13 protein-coding genes and 1 pseudogene are annotated in these 18,619 nt (G+C 59.2%); 10 read left to right on the top strand and 4 right to left on the bottom strand.

What is annotated here, in order from left to right; genetic code table 11:
* The first annotated feature begins 143 nt into the window (after nt 1-143).
* From ACYZT1_RS12380 to ACYZT1_RS12365, 4 genes and pseudogenes are all read left to right on the top strand, one after another.
* Nucleotides 144-1,778: a methyl-accepting chemotaxis protein gene (locus tag ACYZT1_RS12380; protein WP_462015018.1), complete on the top strand. Its 1,635-nt coding sequence runs from the start codon at nt 144-146 to the stop codon at nt 1,776-1,778.
* 262 nt (nt 1,779-2,040) lie between these two features.
* A complete protein-coding gene (gene pnuC / locus ACYZT1_RS12375) occupies nt 2,041-2,604 on the top strand; it encodes a nicotinamide riboside transporter PnuC (RefSeq protein WP_462015017.1) in 564 nt (187 codons plus the stop codon).
* Nucleotides 2,601-3,125 (top strand): AAA family ATPase, encoded by a 525-nt coding sequence (locus tag ACYZT1_RS12370; RefSeq protein ID WP_462015016.1) that lies wholly within the window; start codon nt 2,601-2,603, stop codon nt 3,123-3,125. Before pnuC ends, ACYZT1_RS12370 begins: the two co-directional genes overlap by 4 nt.
* A 651-nt stretch (nt 3,126-3,776) precedes the next feature.
* Nucleotides 3,777-3,989, top strand: a pseudogene (locus ACYZT1_RS12365) (heme utilization protein); the annotation flags it as partial.
* A gap of 116 nt (nt 3,990-4,105) precedes the next feature.
* On the opposite strand, the gene ACYZT1_RS12360 reads toward ACYZT1_RS12365, so the two are convergent.
* Nucleotides 4,106-5,431 (bottom strand): sigma-54 dependent transcriptional regulator, encoded by a 1,326-nt coding sequence (locus ACYZT1_RS12360; protein WP_462015015.1) that lies wholly within the window; start codon nt 5,429-5,431, stop codon nt 4,106-4,108.
* A 349-nt stretch (nt 5,432-5,780) separates the two neighbouring features.
* Between ACYZT1_RS12360 and ACYZT1_RS12355 the strand changes: the two genes are divergently transcribed.
* The gene (locus ACYZT1_RS12355; protein WP_462015014.1) at nt 5,781-6,047 is read left to right on the top strand and encodes a hypothetical protein; all 267 of its coding nucleotides are present in this window, start codon (nt 5,781-5,783) and stop codon (nt 6,045-6,047) included.
* Nucleotides 6,048-6,317: 270 nt separating this feature from the next.
* Nucleotides 6,318-7,607 (top strand): hypothetical protein, encoded by a 1,290-nt coding sequence (locus tag ACYZT1_RS12350; protein WP_462015013.1) that lies wholly within the window; start codon nt 6,318-6,320, stop codon nt 7,605-7,607.
* Between the two features lie 37 nt (nt 7,608-7,644).
* On the opposite strand, the gene ACYZT1_RS12345 is transcribed toward ACYZT1_RS12350, so the two are convergent.
* Nucleotides 7,645-7,896 (bottom strand): hypothetical protein, encoded by a 252-nt coding sequence (locus tag ACYZT1_RS12345; RefSeq protein ID WP_462015012.1) that lies wholly within the window; start codon nt 7,894-7,896, stop codon nt 7,645-7,647.
* A gap of 161 nt (nt 7,897-8,057) precedes the next feature.
* On the opposite strand from ACYZT1_RS12345, the gene ACYZT1_RS12340 reads away from it, so the two are divergent.
* The gene (locus ACYZT1_RS12340) at nt 8,058-8,375 is read left to right on the top strand and encodes an ElaB/YgaM/YqjD family protein (RefSeq protein ID WP_462015011.1); all 318 of its coding nucleotides are present in this window, start codon (nt 8,058-8,060) and stop codon (nt 8,373-8,375) included.
* 64 nt (nt 8,376-8,439) lie between these two features.
* Here ACYZT1_RS12340 and ACYZT1_RS12335 read toward each other — a convergent pair whose 3' ends face one another.
* Nucleotides 8,440-9,480, bottom strand: a complete 1,041-nt coding sequence (locus tag ACYZT1_RS12335) for an Ldh family oxidoreductase (RefSeq protein ID WP_462019167.1) — start codon at nt 9,478-9,480, stop codon at nt 8,440-8,442.
* Nucleotides 9,481-9,685: 205 nt separating this feature from the next.
* Here ACYZT1_RS12335 and ACYZT1_RS12330 point away from each other — a divergent pair, with 205 nt between their 5' ends.
* Both ACYZT1_RS12330 and ACYZT1_RS12325 read left to right on the top strand, forming a co-directional pair.
* A complete protein-coding gene (locus ACYZT1_RS12330) occupies nt 9,686-14,503 on the top strand; it encodes a dermonecrotic toxin domain-containing protein (protein WP_462019165.1) in 4,818 nt (1,605 codons plus the stop codon).
* A gap of 98 nt (nt 14,504-14,601) precedes the next feature.
* Nucleotides 14,602-15,603: a FecR family protein gene (locus tag ACYZT1_RS12325; protein ID WP_462019164.1), complete on the top strand. Its 1,002-nt coding sequence runs from the start codon at nt 14,602-14,604 to the stop codon at nt 15,601-15,603.
* Nucleotides 15,604-15,651: 48 nt separating this feature from the next.
* On the opposite strand, the gene pvdQ is transcribed toward ACYZT1_RS12325, so the two are convergent.
* On the bottom strand, nt 15,652-17,994 hold the full coding sequence (pvdQ, locus tag ACYZT1_RS12320) for a bifunctional acylase PvdQ (protein ID WP_462019163.1): 2,343 nt from the start codon (nt 17,992-17,994) through the stop codon (nt 15,652-15,654).
* Nucleotides 17,995-18,246: 252 nt separating this feature from the next.
* Here pvdQ and ACYZT1_RS12315 point away from each other — a divergent pair, with 252 nt between their 5' ends.
* Complete coding sequence (locus ACYZT1_RS12315; protein ID WP_462019162.1) at nt 18,247-18,618, top strand: fe2+ zn2+ uptake regulation protein; 372 nt, start codon at nt 18,247-18,249, stop codon at nt 18,616-18,618.
* Nucleotide 18,619 lies beyond the last annotated feature (1 nt).

Genomic DNA, 18,619 nt, shown 5'->3' with positions numbered 1-18,619 from the left:
CCGCGCGGGGCCGAAATCCTATCAGACAAGCCTGATTAACGCTGCCACGTTATAAGAACTGGATCGGACAGATCCATTGAGCAGAGCGTGACGGATGCTGGCGACCCTTTATGACAAGAACAAGACGCAGGAGTGACAGCGGTATGAACAGCTTGCGAACCATGTCGATCAGCCGCCGCTTATGGCTCATCCTGATCGTGGCGGTGGTGATGCTTTTGACCTTGGGCGTGGTGATGCTCAAGCAGATTCATGAAGACCTTTATTACGCCAAGGCGCAGAAAACCCAGCACGTGGTGCAGACGGCCAGCGGCATTCTTTCGTACTTCCATGGCCTGGAAAGCGCTGGCACCCTCACCCGTGACGCCGCGCAAAAGCAGGCGCTGACCGCTGTTCGCGGCCTGCGCTACGACCAGAACGATTACTTCTGGATCAACGACCTCACGCCGGTCATGGTCATGCACCCGACCAACCCGAAACTCGATGGGCAAAATCTCGCCGCGATCCGCGATCCGGATGGCTTTGCGGTCTTTAATGAAATGGTCGCGGTGGCCAAAAGCAAAGGGGCCGGCATCGTCGATTACCGCTGGCCAAAACCGGGCGCCGAGGCGCCGGTTGAAAAAACCTCCTACGTCAAATTGTTCGAACCCTGGGGCTGGGTCATTGGCTCGGGCGTGTACATCGATGACATGCAGGCCGAGTTCGCCGCCCAGGTCTGGAAAGCCATGTTCGTCGGGCTGGTGATCGCCGCGATCATGGCGCTGCTGGTGATTCTGATTGCCCGCAGCATCGTTCGCCCACTTCAGGAAACCGTGAACGCGATGGCCAACATCGCCAGCGGCGAAAGCGACCTGACCCGCAGCCTTGATACCCATGGGCAGGATGAGGTCACGCAACTGGCGCAGCATTTCAATGCGTTCACCGCCAAGTTGCGCCTGGTGATCGGCGAACTGCAGATTTCGGCCAGCGCACTGGGCCAGTCCTCCAGTGATCTCGGCAACGACGCGGCGCAGGCGCAACAGCGCAGCCAGCAGCAATCGCAGCAGATGGAGCTGGTCGCCACAGCCATCAACGAGGTGACTTACGGCGTGCAGGATGTGGCGAAAAATGCCGAGCACGCGGCGAGTGAAATGCGCGATGCCGAATCCCAGGCGCAACAGGGTCAGGTCAACATTGACGGAAGCCTGCAACAGATCGACAAATTGTCGTCGACGATTGATCAGGCCGTGGAAGTGATTCGCACCCTCGCCGCTGAAAGCACACAGATTGGCAGCGTTCTGGAAGTGATCCGCTCCATCGCCGAACAAACCAACCTGCTGGCGCTCAACGCCGCGATCGAAGCGGCCCGGGCCGGCGAGCAAGGACGCGGATTTGCCGTGGTTGCCGATGAAGTGCGGTTGCTGGCGCAACGCACGCAAAAGTCGACGGCCGAGATTCAGTCGATGATCGAGCGTCTGCAAAATCATTCGGAAGCAGCGGTGAAGGTGATTGGCGACAGCAGCCGCGCCTCGCAACTGACCATCGAACAGGCTGGTCTTGCCGGTGCCAGCCTGAATGCCATCGGCCAGGCACTGCGCAATCTCAACGGGTTGAACGCGTCGATTGCCAGCGCCACTTTGCAACAGGCTCAGGTGGTCGAGGACATCAACCAGAACGTCACCCAAGCGGCCGGCTTGTCCCACAGCACGGCGTTGGCGGCGGAGCAATCCAGCGTGGCCAGCGTGCGGCTCAAGGACCTGAGTGAACAGCTGAACGGGTTGCTCAGACAGTTTCGGGTGTAGCCCTCGCGACGCGGTCTTATAGCAGTTGCCGAGCCTGCGAGGCTGCGTCTGGCTCGGGCCGCGATCGGGCGCAGCGGCAGTAAAATCAGGCAATGCGGTGCATCAGGAAAACCGCGTTCTCCAGATGTACGACTGCTACGCGGCCGGACGCAGCCTCGCAGGCTCGGCAGCTGCTACGGGGTCGTGTCGGCTTTGATGGTTCTCCTTTGCCTGCGCCTGCCGTTACAATCGCCACCCTGCGCAACTTCCCCAAGGAAACGCCATGTCCGGGCTTGAACTGTTTGCCGCCGCCCTCGGCGTCATTGCCGTGTGGCTGACAGTCAAACAGAACCCGTGGTGCTGGCCCATCGGGCTGATCATGGTGCTGCTCTACAGCTGGATCTTCTTCGAAGTGAAGCTCTATTCGGACATGCTGCTGCAAGTCATTTACGCCGCGTTGCAGCTCTATGGCTGGTGGCAGTGGACGCGGGCGGGCGACGCCCATGAAGGCCGGCAGGTCACTCGTCTCGGCGGACAAGCCGTCGTGTTCAGCTTGGCCATCGGTGCCGTCGGCAGTCTGCTGCTGGGCGCCGCGATGGCCCATTGGACCGACGCAGCGCAGCCCTGGCTCGATGCTGCGCTGACCGGTTTCAGCCTGGTCGCACAATCATGGATGGCGCAAAAACGCCTGCAGTGCTGGCCGCTGTGGATTGTGGTCGATGTGATTTTCGTCGGCCTCTTCCTCTATAAAGGGCTGTACGTGACTGCCGCGCTCTACGGGCTGTTCACCCTGCTGGCGGTGCAGGGCTGGCGCGAATGGCGGGCCGATCCGGTCCTGCGCACATGAAAGTGCTGGTGCTGACCGGTCCTGAATCCAGTGGCAAAAGCTGGCTGGCGGCACAAGTGCAAGCGCAATTTGGCGGCCTGTTGGTCGATGAATATGTGCGTTGGTTCATCGAGCAAAATCCGCGCGAGACAACGCTGGCCGACATACCTGCCATTGCTCGCGGCCAACTGCAATGGGAAGACGCCGCCCGTGCGCTGCAGCCGCCGCTGCTGATTCTCGACACCCATCTGCTGAGCAATATCCTCTGGAGCCAGACCCTGTTTGGCGAGTGCCCGGCCTGGATCGGGCAGGCCCTGCTCTCGCGCCACTATGACCTGCACTTGCTGCTGTCGCCCGAACAAATTGAATGGACCGACGATGGCCAGCGGTGCCAACCCGAGCTCAGCGCCCGCCAGGCATTTTTCGAGCAGACGCTGGCGTGGCTGGAGCGCCATCAACAGCCACTGCAAATTTTGCGCGGTGACTGGGCCGAACGCCGGCGTCAGGCCTTGGCAGCAGTCAGCGCATTGCTGAGCGGCTAAACCGGCATTTGGGGATTTCGCCCTGCGATATCCTTGGCCTGGGGGAAAGTGTCCATTTTTGAAACACTCTCTACCTCCTGAACAGGCCATTTTAAAGGCCCTGAGTCGATAGCCCCGCGACTGTTACGCGGGCGTTACAGTTTCCCGCAAACCCCGCGCCAGAGTGATTCGAGGCCCTTCGTTCGCAAACGGGCTTCTCACTTGTCTCATCGGTGAAACACTGGTGATGCCGCTTTGCCTGCCTCTATAGCCAACCCTTTGAATTTCCTCACTATTCCAAATCCGGCACAACTTTCGCTGTGCCATCACGATGCTGGCCCTCCGCCGGCACACACACGGGCGGACCGCCCACAGGGATTCTGGGCGTCAACCCGGGTGTCGTGGGGGAATGTAGCAACACTTAACTAATGGGCACGGAGAAACAGCATGAAACCTACAACGGCCTTGAAACCACTGGTTTTCGCTCTCGCAGCAGTGATGGCAATCGCAGCACAAGCCGACGGCCGGGATACCGATCAAGGGAATGACAGTGGCCGCACTTACGGCCATGCCGATGAAGCGTCTATTGTCGGCTACGCCATCACCGCGTCAACCGAAGGCAACAACCGGGCCGGCCACGGCCTCGCCGACAGCGGCGCCAGCACGGCTGAGTTCGTGACTGTTGGCGTATTCGGCCTGGCAGGCGTGACCACTCAACAAGTGTTGACAGCTGACGGCTGGAAAAACCCCGTGACCCACGTATCCCCCATGACCAACTCGATGAACAGCTACTCCGGCAACGGCGGCGCCAACGTATCGTCGGGCGTGGTCAACCGGCAGAGCAACTCGCCGTCCATTGCGGCCGGCTGCAGAAACTGTCTGTAATCGCGATCGCAATGAAAGCCCCTCCTTCAGCCTGAAATTTGCGTACTGCTTTTGACCGCCATGGAAAAGGCCCGCTGCGATCCTCATCGCAGCGGGCCTTTTCGTTTCACCCCGCCCTAGCGGATCTGGTGTTTGTGCAGCAAGCGGTAAAAGGTCGGCCGCGACACGCCCAGCACGCGGGCGGCGACGCTGAGGTTGTCGCTGTGCCGATTTAATACATCGCACAGTGCCTGGCGTTCTGCGCGGGTCTTGTAATCTTCCAGAGTGCCCATCGGCGCGGCAATTGCGTGCTGGCTGATCAACCCCAGGTCGCGTGCTTCGATCTGCCGCCCTTCGGCCAGAACCAGACCACGACGGACCCGGTTGGCCAGTTCGCGAACATTGCCTGGCCAGTCATGCTTGCCCATGGCGATCAGCGCGTCTTCGCTGAAACTGCGCGGCCGGCGCCCGGTTTCATGGCTGTAGAAATGTGAAAAGTGGTTGGCCAGCATCGACAAATCGCCATGCCGCTCACGCAACGGTGCGGTAACGACCTGCAGAACGTTGAGGCGGTAGTACAAATCTTCGCGGAAGCGCTTTTTCTCGATGGCCGCTTCGAGGTCGACGTGTGTCGCCGCCAGAACCCGCACATCCACCGGAATCGGCTGATGGCCACCTACACGCTCAATGTGTTTTTCCTGCAAAAAACGCAGCAGATTCGCTTGCAGTTCGAGGGGCAGATCGCCGATTTCATCGAGAAACAACGTGCCGCCATGGGCCGCCTCGATGCGTCCGACCTTGCGCTGATGCGCGCCGGTGAACGCGCCTTTCTCATGTCCAAACAATTCGGACTGGATCAAGTGTTCGGGGATGGCGCCGCAATTGATCGCGACAAAGGGTTTGCTGTGCCGTTGGGATTGCCGGTGCAGCGTGCGCGCGACCAGCTCCTTGCCGGTGCCGCTTTCGCCACGGATCAATACCGGCGACTCGGTTGGAGCGAGTTTACCGAGCAATTTGCGCAGTTCGCGAATCGGCTTGCTGTCGCCCATCAGCTCGTGCTCGGGTTGATTGATGTGAACCGTGCCCTGCCCGCGCAGCCGTGCCATGCCGAATGCGCGGCCCAGGGTCACCTGCACCCGCGAGACGTCGAACGGCAATGTATGGAAATCGAAAAACCATTCACAGACAAAGTCGCCGACGTTCTGCAGACGCAGCACTTCCTGATTGAGCACCGCGATCCACTCTGTCCCGCTGCGACTGATCAGCTCCTTGACCGCATCCGGGCGTTCCAGATGAGAGGGTTGCAAGCGTAGCAACCCGACGTCGCAGGTCCGCTGGGCAGCGTCTTCGAGGGTGCAGCTGTCAACGTCCCAACCGATTGAACGCAAGCCCGGAAGCAGGCGATAACAATCGTCACAGGGATCCACTACCAATAATCGTCGTAAAGCAACCGCTTCGATCATGACTGTTCCTTGGCGCCAAAAATGAGAAATATTAGTAAAAACAGTCGATTGGCGGGTCTGGCTGTAACATTAGCAATAATTTGACATGGACTTGTACCGTTTGACTATAACAAACCCAGAAAGTAGTTATAAGCGGGGGGGGGGGCACCGTTAGCGACCTGATCAAGTCTTAACTTTCACCGGTCTTTCATCGGCGGACCATTCAACGGTTAAATGAAAGAAAGTGTGAAATTTCTTTTGCTCATGTGTGACCCGGACCCAGCGTTCGGACATCAGTACAAGTAACCAGCCGCACGGTAAGCCCAACCGACGGCACATCACTTGATTGGGCATAAAGAGAGAACATCCCATGACCGCCCCGCTCCGTATCAACGAAGCTCTTTTGATTGCCGACCGCGCATTCCAACCGTTTCAATGCGTGGCCTGGGCCCCACAGGACGGTAACGGCGAACTGAGCCTGACCGTCATCGATCGCACTAACACGCGCATTGGTCGCAGACAGATCCCCAGCAGTGCTTACACTGACCCGGTGCAACTTGAACATGTGCTGGAGCAGGCACGTGAAGAACTGAGCCGTGAAGGCTATGCGCTGCAATCGTGGTCGATGCCACATTGAAGTCGCTGCGGATTACTGCGAAGTAATCCGCGCTTTCCTCTTTTCTTGTAGCGCAGTTTTGCCTGGCGCAGGTTTTCAGATGCACGGGTTGGAACTGCATTTAGTTGTCAGGCTTTGAAGTGGTTCGAAAAGCCATTGTTCTGGCACACAACGCCCCTCCATCCGTTATTCCTGTCAGTTGTGCACGGGCGTGTTCAGCGGTTGAATACCTCTCCTATATAAGTCGCCTTCCAATCCCTGGATGAGGACGATTCGCAAGGAGACGCGTTCATGTCAGTCCAGAACGTTACCGCGCTGGCACCAGCGCTTCATGACGCTGGAACACTCGACAAGACTTTCGCCGCCGCTGGCAAAACCCACGTGTATTTCCCTGGTAGCGTTTCAAGCATGGCCAATGGCGTCGCCATTGATGACAGTGGCCGATTGTTGGTGGCGGCGAAGGTCGGCACTGCGGGTGGTAGCCGTTTTGGTTTGGCGCGGTTGCTCCCGGACGGCTCGGCGGATCTGACGTTCGCTCATCAGGGCAGCGTGATCGGCCAGTTCCAGCATGGTTTTGAGGCCATGGCCGGGCACGTTCGCGTCCTGTCCAATGGCCATATCCTCGTGGCCGGCCTGCATTACGAAAACGCCCATCTCACGCTTCCCGCGCTCGCGCTTTTTGATCAACATGGCAAACCGGTTCCAGGATTCGGCGACAACGGACACTGTGTTGTGCGCCTGCCGGGCAACTTTTCCCAGGGCATCCGCGACGCGTGGTTGCCACCCGGCATACCCGGTGCTGAAGTGTGCGCCATGGGGGTGCAGGCCGACGGCCGTATCGTGCTGGTGGCCAATCATCATTTTCAACTGGCGGATCACGCCGCGATGCTGATCCGGCTCAACGACGATGGGTCGCTCGACAGTTCCTTCAATGGTCGCGGCTTTGTCGTGGTCAGGCAGTTGCTGATGAACACCTGGCTTGGCAGCCTGTTGATTCAGGATGATGGCCGGATTATGGTCGGCGGTTCGATCAATTTTCCCGAGGAAGGCCTGCTTGCGCGCTACCTGCCGGATGGTCGGCTGGATGAGTGCTTCGCGGTCGACGGCTTCATGAGTTTCACCGCCAAAAGACGCAGCGCTCAGGTCAGACAGATTGTTCAGTTGAGCGACGCAGATGTGCAGTGTTTCGGCAGCAGTAGCGATCCGATGCAGTGCATGGCGTTGAAAATCCACAGCAATGGTCGCCCGGATGTGCATTGCAACGGCGGCCAGGCGCAGTTGCTGGAAATCGGCCAGAACGGTTGCCAGTGGACGGCGGCGCAGAAGCTGGCGGATGGCGGTGTGGTGAGCGTTGGCGCAACGATTGGCGGTGTCGAAGCCGACTTTATCCTGGCCCGGTATCGGCCCGATGGTCAGCTGGATGAACGCTTTGGCAACGGCGCAGGCTGGGTTCGCACGCGTCTGGGCCGCAGCCTGGACACCGCCACATCGGTGGCGGTGCAGGACGACGGCAATATTGTCGTCGGCGGTTATTCACTGGACGGTAACTACCGCGCGGTCGTCGCACGCTACCTGGGATGAAGTCTGCTCGCGTTTGCCAAATGGCACACCACCAGAACTACTTTGCCGCCATCAGCCGATTGACTTCACTGCGCACCATGTTGGCGAACTCTGGAGGCGACAGGCTATCGAGCTCCGAACGGACCCACTCGGCCCATTTGCCTTTGCGCTTGGCGCGTTCGCCAAACAACCGTGCAGCCTCGCCCTTGGCTTTGCCAAGGTTGCTTTGCCACAAATCGAACAGGCGGGACTTTTCATCTTCGAGCGCCGCGCGCTCGGCATGGGGTTTGTCGGCCAGATTGAAGCTCATGGGATTTTCCTGCTGCGTAAATTGGCGACATCTTACACCTTGGGGTGAAATCTCCTGCGCTGGATTTTTCCGGGGTCAGCCGGATGCATTCAACCCGTGCAACTTTTTACCCGACAAGCGACTCCATTGTTCACTGCCCATTAACTGCAAGGAGTAACTCAATGGCTCGGAAAACTGCCGGACAAACCGCCGAAGAACAGATCAAGGATCAGGCTTTCAGCGAGCTTCAGGCTTTGATCGAGGAATCGGAAAAGCTGCTCAAAAGCAGTGCTTCGCTGGTAGGCGAAGAAGCGGAAACCCTGCGCGGCCAGATTGCGCAGAAGCTCCAGCAGGCACGGGACTCGGTCGGTAATGTGCGTGACCGTACGATGCCGGCGGTTCAGGCGACAGAAACCTACATCGGTGGCCATCCTTGGCAAACCGTGGCGATCTCCGCAGGTTTCGGTCTGGTTGTCGGTTTGTTGCTGGGTCGCCGTTAATCGCATGACCTGTTAACGCCTGGCGGGAGCAAACTCCCGCCGGTTCACCACCTGAATCCCGCGCTCAAAGCCCCGCCAGAACCCGCAAATTCTCCAGCGTTTCGCTGTCCAGCTCGATGCCCTGCTCTGCGGATTTCGCCCGCTGTGAATGACGCCGGTCACCCGGCAAACGCTTGAGCCCTACGCCATGCATCTGCCGCACCAGCTCCTGACTGCGCTCTGCGAAGCCCTGCCCCGCTGCCTTGCTCGGGTCGATCACGATCAATAGTTGACCGGTCCACGGTGTTCTGGCCCCCGGATGATTCGACCAGTCAAACTCGAACGAGAAATTGCCTCCCGTCAGCGCCGCAGCCAACAGTTCCACCATCATTGAAAGCGCCGACCCCTTGTGCCCGCCGAACGGCAACAGTGCACCGCCCTCAAGAATCGCCTTCGGGTCTTGAGTCGGTTGTCCCAGACTGTCGACGCCCATGCCTTCGGGCAAACGTTCACCCTTGCGCGCAGCGATCTGCACATCGCCATGGGCAATGGCGCTGGTGGCCAGATCGAACACAATCGGATCGCCATCGGCACGCGGCGCGGCGAAGGCAATCGGGTTGGTGCCGAACAACGGTCGGTCTGCGCCATGGGGCACCACGCAGGTCATGCTGTTAACCACGCTCAAGGCCACCAGCCCTTCATAGGCAAACGGTTCGACGTCTGGCCACAGCGCTGCGAAGTGATGAGAATTTCGAATCGCCAGCACCGCGATCCCGGCCCTGCGCGCTTTCTCGACCAGCAACGAGCGGGCCGCCGCCAGGGCCGGCTGGGCGAAACCGTTACCGGCATCGACCCGCACAAATCCCGACGCCACCTCTTCGACCACTGGCACGGCCTGACCATCGACCCAGCCGCTCTGCAGGGTCGAAACATAACCGGGAATGCGAAAAACGCCGTGACTGTGAGCGCCATCCCTTTCGGCGCCGGCGCAGTTGAGAGCCAGAGTGCGGGCTACGTCGGGGGAAGTGCCGTGCCGCAAAAAAATCTGTTCAAGCAATTCAACCAGCGCATTGAATTCAAGCGATTGCATGGGCGCTTTGACGGCTACTTCGGGCGTTGCGGTCATCTGAGGCTCCAGTTTTATTATTGAGGACGGGCGACAGGGTCAGGCGAAGGAAGCGTGGCATCCCGGAACAGTACCGATTAAGCGCTGTTGCACCGGCGCGCTGTCAAGTCCTGGCACCACCGTTGCGCCAAGCAATATGTACCGCACCCGGCCACTGGCCCGGTTCTAACCTGCTTCCTCGATTTAACCCTTGGAGGAAACAGCCATGACGACATCCCCCCTGCCGTATTTTTTTGACGAAGCAGAAATCGCATCCAGAGCCAAACAACCTGGCACTCGTGAAAAGGCCCTGAACTTGAGCCTCGGCGATCTCAAGTGGCTGCAAAATGTGTATCTGGCCACCCAGACAGCTCGCAAAAACCACAATGAGCCCATGCTTGCACACCGGTTGCTGGTGACCCAAACCGGCCTCGCAGACACGCCACTGGCAGGCGCTTTTGCGCTGAGTCGGCCCAACGGCAGAGAAGTCACGCTTTATACGCCGTGGAAAGGCTTGATCAAATTTGCAGACATGGATGGGCTTAAAAGCAAGCTGAGAGAATGGCTGGCACTGGACGACGGCAAGCGCGAGTTATTGCGCTTTCTCTCTATCGAGCAGCGTGGCGCCCTGTCGGACGGCGCTGCCGCGGATATTTCCGCAGTGGAGATTGATGGCGCGGTCTTCGAGGACCAGGAGGGCGTGCTGGAACTCAATCAGCAACAGAACTTGCAACGGATGACCGACGAGCTGTTGAAGACGCCGACTCTGCAAGCGATGCTGGACGAGACACTGAAAAATGCACTGTTCAAACCGTTTCCGCAACTCGACCAGCGCCTGACCCGGTTAACCACCTATGCCAGGACGATTTCTCCGGTTGATGGCAGTGAGTACCCGCACGCGCAGTCATCGTTGTCTCTGAGCGATGCGCTGATGCATTACTACCTCACCAACCAATGGCCTCCCGGCGATTCCAGGGTATTCACCCACCCCCGACACATCGTGAACGCCGTCGCCGATAACCCGGCGTGGGAAACCGCCATCAAGGAAATCGCGCAGAGTTTCACACCGCACTTGCAAAGCCTGATCGAAACGTTCTGGAACTCATCGATGAGCAACGGCACAGCACGCCTGGACTTCTTCTGCGAAGGGATGGGCGACGTTTATTACGCGAAACTCCTGTTGCAGCACCAGTCGGGTGTTCTTACGGCGGATGAATATGTGCGCCTGAGGATTGTTGGCCTGCCGTCGGTAACGGACGCCCTGCTCAACGTTGAAAAAGTACGGGTGACCGCCCCGTTGAAACATTACGCAGAGCTGGCCTCAACCTTGATGATCGGCAGTCAGGAGACGCCCGGTTTTCTCTACACCCCGTCCAGGGGCGTTGACACGACCGGCGATCTGGCTGCAGTGAAAACCATCGTACTGGATATGCTGAAGAGCGAAGGTCATGAAGACACGTTGCTCAACTTCATGTCGCTGGAGGAGCGCGGGACCTTTCTCGCATTGCCTGCGCAAGAGCGCGAGATAAAAGGCGTACCTGTCAAAGGCGCGGTGTTTGAACAGCTGATGGCCGACGTTCTCGGCAAGCAACTGGCAAACTTCTCGTACGCGTTGAATCGTTATCGGGAAAGCGAGGGCACCCTCGACCCGGGCGCCTTGTGCGACAGTGCGCTGGATGTACGCGGCTTGATCGATGTTCGGCTGCTGACCACCGACACTGGCGGGCGCTGGAGCACCCGCGTCGACCAGCGCTGGAGTTCGCGTCCGGCGACCGTGCGTGCCGAATCGGCGAAGGCGCAACTGACCCTGCTGACCACAGTGGAACAAGCCCTCGAACGACGCCTCGAAGGCCGCACCGCCATCGCGCCCACGACCGGGACAGTGGCCGAGGCCCAACTCGTCATCAATCCCTCGTTGCCCGGCTTACAGGCGGACGTCACCCATATCATGTCCGCCGCGTTGCGCAGCGAACTCGATTTGCGCGCACTCGACCGCACACTGGACGCGTCGGAACAGGCGCTCATCAAAACGTTGCTTGATAGTCCGCAACGCCCTCAGCGTGCTGCACTGAACGGATTTTTCCCCGACGTGTTTGCACTGGCGCTGAAAACGGCTGAATCCGCCGACATACTGAAACTGGCAAGTTGCTTTGTCGCCACCGAACGAGGTGGTCTGGACCCCGCGCATTCGGGTCGTGCTGTCCTGTGGACACCGGCCCAGGGTTTTGAAACCTTTGCCGGTGTGAACCTTTTACGGGCTGAGCTTGATCGACGTCTCCAGGACGAAAACCTTCGAACCCTTTTGCTGGAGAACCTCGGACGCAGCGAACGATCACCTGCAAAGACATACTCCCTGGCTCCATTGCAGCGTATCGATAGCCACTTTATTGAATCCCTGCAAAAACCCAATGTTCAGCTGGACAGGGCAAGTGTCACCGCCGCTTTGGCCACAGCATTGCCGACGAAGGAGAAAACCAGCCTCCTGAACCTTGTCTCACTGCGCCAACCGCAAACCGGATTGCATCGCGCGACCAGCATTGCCGACTACCTGGCGACCCCGGAAAAGCTGCCGGCATGGCTGGCCACGGCCTCTTTCGAAGATCAGGTATTGCACGCAGAACTGGCCCAGCAATACGTCAACAATGTCACCGAGGAGCAGGATTTCCTTAGCGGCGTTCGTACCCTGGCCCGCACTGCGCACCATGAACTGCAGAAACAGCTGAAAGCAGACACCTTTGATGTTGACCCCGACAAGGTACAGATTACCCCGCGTTTGTTGTCTGCCGCCAACGAACAGACCCTGACGCAATTTGCGTTGAGCCACTTTCAGGACCTGGATAACGCAAGCTTCACGGTGAAATCACTGGATGCCCGCGATGTCCCGAAAGGAATGGACCAAAGCTACGTCAAGGCCCTGATACGCAAGCTGAAGCTGGGTGAACATCAGCAAACAGCGCTCAAGGCAGCGTTTGCCGGCACGGCCACGGATGCAGTCGACCGCAGGAAACGCTTTGCCGCGCAACTGCCCTGGCAACTGATGCTGCATGCCCACGCGGAAAAACTCCAAGAGCGCCTGAGTGCCGCAGGCTTTGGCCTCATCTGTCAGATCATGGACATGCCTGACGCGATAGCGCGCGAGGCAGTGGAAGGCACGAACGCGATCATCCGGCCGCTGGAGCTTGGCGGTATCAAAAGCGGCTCCACGATCAAGGTGCCGGGTATGTGGCTGGTCGGCCCCAGGCAGCCGGCCTCGGGACGGCAGATTCTCATCGCGCCGCTTAGCCCGACGCACAGCATTAAAGAATACGAAAATGAAGACCTGCTGTTGGCCGAGCTGAACAGCAAAGGGCGATTGCAGGACTGGACGCTCAACCGCTTGCCTGACGCTGATCGCTCGCTGTACAAGGCGCGCTTGTCATCCGTAAGCATAACTTCACGGCCCGTCAGCCTGGCGTCCAACCCGATCAAAGGCGGGCTGTTCAGGCAGTTGTTCGACGACAACCTCGCATTGCTCGGCCGCCTGCTGGGCTGCCAGGCGGACACCGATACCGCGCAAGAATGGACGGCGATCAGGCACGTGCTCGATGAAGATCTCGGCGTCGCGAGTTCTTTCGTCATGGGCAAACTCGCGTACCCGCTTACGGTCTGGCAAAGCTTCCGTGATCTTCAACAGTCAGCTGAAGACTTGCAGACGCACAAATGGCGCGCGGCATTCCAGGGATTCATCAGCGCCGTCGCGCAATTGGCCAGGTTGCGCCAGGCGATGGACAACCCGATGGCGACCGTTTCGCCGGTCAGCGAGCCGACGCCGGAGGCAGCCTCGACCGCGTTTGCGTGGAAGGACGCTGATATCACCGCGTCCGACCGCACGCGCCTGCAGAAACTGGCGAGCACTGAAGTTGATCTGAGCGCGTTGACACACGACACGACGCTGGGACTGTATACCCACGGCACGACGAAGAAGCACTTTGCACCGATCGCAGGCAAAGTATTCCCCGTGCAGAAATACAATCAGCAGTGGCGCATCGACGGGGGGAAAGCCCGGGGTCCCAAGGTGCTACAAAACCTGAAAAAAGAATGGTTGTTCAGCAAGTCAGCAACGCCCCCCCGCTTCAGCCTTCTGAATCGCCTCGATACCGCCGCTGCTGTCTTTGCGGACATGTATGTTGATGCCCGTGGCATGGAAGCCATCCGGCTGCTGTATCCGGTCAAGGCGCGCCAGATCGATGAAGCTCTGGACCTGGCCACGACGTACGCCTGGAATGCCTTTCGCAACTTGCAACTACTGAAGGCCACGGACAGTAAAACCACTGCAGTGCATCAGCTGATCATGGATTTCATCGGCGTTACGGCCGTTGAGCCCGCCTATGTGGACAAGATCGAGAAGACCATCCTGGAGATATTTGCCGCCCTGCTGGACCCCACACTGCGAAAGGCGAAATCGAAGCGTTTCGTGATCGGCAGCGTTTTCCACGCGGTCGAGCATACATTCGCCTTCACCGTGGCGACTGATAAGAAAAACCGAATTTACCTGGCCGAAAAATTCTTCAGGCCCCAATACGACCACTACCGCCGACACCTCACAGACACTGCCTTCCCGATCAGTGGACATGCCCGGGCCGTGACCCTGATTCATGAACTCTCGCACATGGTCAGCGGAACCGAAGATATCGGTTATCTCGACCCGTCCAAGCCGTTTTTCGATCTGATTGACGAGACCACCGGCAAGGGTAGAGAACTCAGAACCGTGCTGGCCCATATCAGCGAGAAGACGTTGTCCATCATGACGCCCTATACGCAATTATTCATGCACGAGGAACCTGATACCGGCATCTGGAAGGAGCTCGGCGATACCTTCCCGGAAGAAACCGATCGGGCGAAAGCGATTATTCTGAAATTGACGGGCGAGGAGAACCTCGCCGGAGCCCGGCAAAAATTCAAGAGAGATCCACTGGTCCGACTGTCCGTGCAACTGGCCAATGCTGACAGCGTGGCCTCGCTGATTGCTCAATTGGGCCGCCAGTTGCACGTCGACACCCCGTAAGCGGAATAATAATCAGCGCGTTTGATGGGCAATTGCCATGACTGTGGTTCTCGACGCGCTCTGCTCGGGGTTAGAATGAGCGAAATCAGGACCAGTCAATGACCGACAATTCTCTATCGCAAGCCCAAACTGACGCCATCACCGACGCCGCCGCGCACTGGTGCATGCGCTTGCACGCCAGCGATTGCACCGCACAGGAGCGTCTGGCGTTCGATCGCTGGTTCAATGCCGATCCGCTTCATGCGCTCGAGTACGCAGCCATGCTGGACATTTGGGACGTTGCGGGGAATTTGCCAGCGCTGGCGCAGGTTGCGCCAGCGGTACAGACGAAATCGCCAACACCCTGGCGCGCCATGGGCATCGCTGCTGCCGTTTGTGCGGTAGCGCTGCCATTGGCGGCGTATAGCGGATGGAGTCTGGGGTTGCTGCCCACTTCCTGGCAGCGGTTCGAGGCGACCACTGCGGTTCGTCAGGTCACTCTGAGCGATGGCACGCAGGTGGAGCTGAACCTCGGCACCACATTGACATTCAGCAATTACAAGGACGAGCGGCGGCTCACCTTGCAGAAAGGCGAAGCGTTTTTCAATGTCAGCCATGACGCCACCCACCCGTTTGTGGTCAAGGCGGCGGATGGCAGCATTCGGGTGACCGGCACCCGATTTAATGTCTGGATGTACGAAGATCAGGTGCGCGTGAACCTGATCGAAGGTTCGGTGTTGGTCAACAGCAACGATGATCTGCCGGGCGACGGGGTGCGCCTGGCCCCGTCCATGCAGGCGCGGTATAAACAGGGCGACTACACGCCACGAATCAGCCAGACCGACGCCGACGACAGTTCACTGGCGTGGCGCAATGGCAAACTGGTGCTCGACAACCTGCCGTTGTCCGAAGCCATGCCGTTGATCAACCGTTACCTGAGCAAACCGGTGATGCTGGCCGACACCAGCACTGGCGCGATCCGCGTTGGCGGCATTTACAACATCAAGGAACTCAATAGCCTGGTGGGCTCGCTGCCCAAGGTCCTGCCGGTTTACGTGACGCGCAACAAGCACGGCAACCCGGTGCTTAATTCCATTCCCCGACAACCACCCAAAAGCTGAAGGCCGCGCCCCTTGCGGGTGCGGCCTTCTTTTTTGCCTCCAGCGTTTTCAGTGCCTGGCCACCTTCCGGGCCTTTTCGTCCTGCTCGCCTATGGTCACCACCTGGTAGTGCGGATCCGACGTGATCTGCTGTTCGGTGAACGGCAACACACTCAGCTGTTTTTTCGAAAACGCCAGCGTCTGGTCACTGGCATGCCTGGAGGTCGGGTCGCTGGAGAGCGACATGGCCAGCAACCCCTGCGCCTGCGGACCTTTATCGTCGAAGGTCACCACTTGCAGATAGCTGGTGCCGCTGACAACTTCCAGTTTTCCATCGGTTGCCGGCACGCTCTGGATGGCGTTGTAAATCCCCAGCGAGCCAGGCCCGCCGTGTATCGGCGTTTGCCGGTTCGCGCCACTGACCACCTGGACGTCGCCCCATCGGCTGGCGCTGGTGAGTCCGCTCTTGTTGACGCTATCGACGGAGGCCAGCATGGCTTCGCGGACGGCTTTTGCCACTTCCGGGCGATCTATCGCCAGACCACGCGGGGTGTGCTGCGGGTCTTGCGGATCAAACGCGACCTGCCAGACACCAGATACTCCCTCTAATGCCAGCATGACATTCTGAAAATGCATGAAGCCCAGACCGCTGTCCAGATTCGCGCTGCGGTCCCAGGATTTCAGGTTGGCGCACAACGGCTCCAACGTCGGCGCATCGGTGCCGAGACCCGCACAGAACTGCAGCAAATCCGGCATCACCAGCGTCGCCTGGTAAACCTGATCATCCATCACCATGCTGACCAGATCCTTCGCTGCTACCTTGCCGGCGTTATTCAGGGTCGCCAGACGATCAAGCGCAAACCGCGAACGCAGACCCAACGGCTGACCGTCCTGACTGATCAACGGCGAGAAACCGGTCAGTGGCTGATCCGGGTTGGCCATCCACGCTGAATCGTTGGAGTGCTGGACAAAGTCCGTGCGCCGGATTTGCGGCAATTTATCGGCCGCGTATATGCCGGGTTGCGCAGCGGCAGGGTCGTTGTCCCAAGCGCAGGCACTGTTGGAACCGTCGAGAACAATCATTTGCAACCCTGCTCGCGGGTCGCTGCATCGGGCAAGTTTGGCGGCGTTGACGTTGGGCACCACCGACAGGTTCATGTACAGCGTCTGCCCCTGGTCGTCTGCCGCCACCGTGTTGACCCACGGAATGCCCTGAAGCGTGTGAACCGAAATTTGCAGCTCCTTCAGACTCTTCGCGCGGTTCATCGCGTACCACTGTTGCAGCACACGGTCGTTGTCCAGATTGGCGTCGCGCAGGCTATAGGCAAACCGAGTGTCCCAATCGAGCTTCCCGGGCCATTGCACGACCGGACCGAACAGAGAGCTGTAGATCACGCGGGACACCGCTTTGACCTGCCCGTCCGGTTGCTTGACGTTGATCGTTACCGTCTGCTGCTGCATGGGCAGTGATTTGCCATCAAGCAGGTAGCGAGTCGAATCTGTTGGATCGAGCTGCAAGCGGTACAAGGTGAAATGTCTGGACGAATCGACCGTATGGGTCCACGCCAGGTGTTGGTTGAAGCCAATGTTGATCATCGGCAAGCCCGGCAGCGCCGCGCCCATCACATCGAGTTTGCCCGGGATGGTCAGGTGCATCTGATAGAAACGCATGCCGCCCACCCACGGAAAATGCGGGTTCGCCAGCAACATGCCGCGACCGTTGAACGAACGTTCACTGCCCACCGCGACGGCGTTGCTGCCACGGTCCAGCGCAAAGCGTTGCAGGCGCGAACCGGCAACCTGAAATGACGCGTCGTCGGGCTGCACCACAGCAGTCGCTGATGGCGGAGTTGCACCCGCGAGCGCCTCGGCAAACTGCCCTGCTCCGCCTTCGACCAGCAAACGGCGGGTCAGCTTGACCATGTCCAGCGCCGTGATATCGCGAACCCAATCGCCCTGGCATTGCTGCGGCAAACCCTGGTCGCGCCGGTCTTTGCGGACGCGGTTGTAACCCGTCACATAACCTTCAATCAGGTCGCGGACTTGCGGGGTCTGTGCTTGCCAGAAAGCATCGACGGCCCGTGGTGAATTGAGCCAGGCGAAAAACACATCGCTGGCCGCGTTTGGACGTTCTTCGACTGTCAGCTGGTCGGGTCCGAAATACCGCGAACGTTCGCCGTTGACCGTGGTGACCTCGTTGGCCAGCAGGCAGAGATTGTCCTGCGCGTAGGCGTAGCCAATCCCGTAGCCAAGGCCGCGCTCGTTGGCGGCACGAATGTGCGGCACGCCGAAACTGGTCCGGCGGATGTCAGCCGATACCTGATCCGCTCCCTCGCGCGCGTTTGCCGCAAGACTCAAGCCCAGCACCACACCTGCAAGGCTCAACCGGGTTAATTGCCTGGAAATATTCACGCTCGCTCCTGATCGACATCGACGGTCCTGGCCCACGTGCCATGCGACGGACCAGTGCTATCTATCAGAACGAAGGTCACGAAAAAAAAATTAGAGACCTGAGCCCCCTGCCCCGGCCATTTGACGGCCCGATCACAGGTTGGCGACGAAATTTCTACACGCAGGTCTTCATGATTTGGCGTGCTCATACGTCTTATTGCTTAAGAGCACTCATCACATTTTCCGGTTCAGGCTCTGAGAAGGAGTTTTTGCATGTACAACTCGCAACTGCCAACGGACGGTAGCAAGGCGCCAGTGGGAACATCCATGGGCTCAGGCCTGTTCAGTCAGCGCAACGAACGTCGCGGCAACGAGCGAATCCGTGTGTTGCTCAAGAGCTTCGGCCTGCGCACCAGTCTGATCCGCCTCAAGGTCATCGACGCCCTGCTGACCGCTGCCGACGGCGACCGCAGTCTGGGCGTGCGTGGCGTGCACAGTCATCTGCTGGACCTCGACATTCCGCTGTCGTTTCTCAGCGTGCGCGAAGTGTTGAAGCGCTTGTGCAGCGAAGGGGTGATCACCTTGAACGCGGATAAAAGCTACAGCCTGCACCCGCAAGCTGCCGCTGTTCTGCACGGCGAATAAC

The sequence above is a fragment of the Pseudomonas sp. PB3P13 genome (assembly GCF_054897735.1).
This window is presented reverse-complemented; position numbering and strand designations above follow the sequence as displayed.

Coding starts and splice junctions, on each gene's coding strand:
- ACYZT1_RS12340 (WP_462015011.1), top strand. CDS start 8,058: ATGGCTCGGAAAACTGCCGGACAAACCGCCGAAGAACAGATCAAGGAT.
- pnuC (WP_462015017.1), top strand. CDS start 2,041: ATGTCCGGGCTTGAACTGTTTGCCGCCGCCCTCGGCGTCATTGCCGTG.
- ACYZT1_RS12350 (WP_462015013.1), top strand. CDS start 6,318: ATGTCAGTCCAGAACGTTACCGCGCTGGCACCAGCGCTTCATGACGCT.
- ACYZT1_RS12380 (WP_462015018.1), top strand. CDS start 144: ATGAACAGCTTGCGAACCATGTCGATCAGCCGCCGCTTATGGCTCATC.
- ACYZT1_RS12345 (WP_462015012.1), bottom strand. CDS start 7,896: ATGAGCTTCAATCTGGCCGACAAACCCCATGCCGAGCGCGCGGCGCTC.
- ACYZT1_RS12315 (WP_462019162.1), top strand. CDS start 18,247: ATGTACAACTCGCAACTGCCAACGGACGGTAGCAAGGCGCCAGTGGGA.
- ACYZT1_RS12355 (WP_462015014.1), top strand. CDS start 5,781: ATGACCGCCCCGCTCCGTATCAACGAAGCTCTTTTGATTGCCGACCGC.
- ACYZT1_RS12370 (WP_462015016.1), top strand. CDS start 2,601: ATGAAAGTGCTGGTGCTGACCGGTCCTGAATCCAGTGGCAAAAGCTGG.
- ACYZT1_RS12360 (WP_462015015.1), bottom strand. CDS start 5,431: ATGATCGAAGCGGTTGCTTTACGACGATTATTGGTAGTGGATCCCTGT.
- ACYZT1_RS12335 (WP_462019167.1), bottom strand. CDS start 9,480: ATGACCGCAACGCCCGAAGTAGCCGTCAAAGCGCCCATGCAATCGCTT.
- ACYZT1_RS12330 (WP_462019165.1), top strand. CDS start 9,686: ATGACGACATCCCCCCTGCCGTATTTTTTTGACGAAGCAGAAATCGCA.
- ACYZT1_RS12325 (WP_462019164.1), top strand. CDS start 14,602: ATGACCGACAATTCTCTATCGCAAGCCCAAACTGACGCCATCACCGAC.